Origin of the sequence: Campylobacter sp. IFREMER_LSEM_CL2194 (assembly GCF_025771685.1) — a bacterium.
Lineage (GTDB): Bacteria > Campylobacterota > Campylobacteria > Campylobacterales > Campylobacteraceae > Campylobacter_D.
This window is the reverse complement of the sequence record NZ_JAKMQS010000052.1, coordinates 1-795: the sequence shown is the minus strand read 5'-3', so window position 1 is coordinate 795 and position 795 is coordinate 1. Positions and strand designations below refer to the sequence as shown.

The 795-nt window shown below is 23.5% G+C and carries 1 protein-coding gene; it reads right to left on the bottom strand.

Annotated features, from left to right (window positions below):
* Positions 1 to 80: 80 nt before the first annotated feature.
* On the bottom strand, positions 81 to 795 hold a 715-nt coding region (locus L8V79_RS08130), incomplete at its 5' end, for a hypothetical protein (RefSeq protein ID WP_263703200.1).

The window sequence follows — 795 nt, the reverse complement described above, 5'->3', positions numbered from 1 at the left end:
ATTCTAAAAATAGTTTTTGTGTCTTTTTTCTGTTTCGTTTAATTTTTTTCTAGGTAATTCTTCTTTTTGCAATTCTTCATTCATTGTTTACACTCTTTTAGTTTGGATTGTATGGATTTAAGTTTATTGATTTGTTTTTGACCGAGTCTGAGTTTTGGATAATTATTGTTTATATTTTCTATTTTCATTTTAAGATAATCATCTTTATAGGCAATAAATTTAATTTTTGAATTTATAAGATTGATATATCTATCAACTGCAATATTAATTTTTTCTATGCCATTTAGAATTGCTATGGTTTTGGGATTATTTAAATCACAAATAGGAGCTATTGAAAGTTCTCTTAGGTACATATTATTAGCAAACGCACCATCTAAGCCAATCAATAGATTAATATATGTTACAATTTCTATTATTTCAAAATCATTATCATTTTTTTTCAAAAAATCCTCTTCTAAACGAGTATTTAGAAAAAATAAAAAATCTTCAAAAACTTTAAATCTTTCCTTGTCAAATAAAAAATAAGTTTTATGTCCTATAAAAGTTTTTTCATTATCTAAAAGATAAAGTATAATATCCATATTTATTCTTAAAACAATTCGACTAGCTTTTCTTGAAAGTTCCTCATCTTCATCTAGGAATGAATAAATAGTTAAAATTCTTACATCTTCAATACTAGCTTGTATCATCTTAAGATTTTTAATAATCATTTGTGTAACTTTTTCTTGATTATAGTTTTCTTTGCTTAAATTCTTAGCATATTCTAATTCTTCCTTACCTTCGTTTTCACTCCAT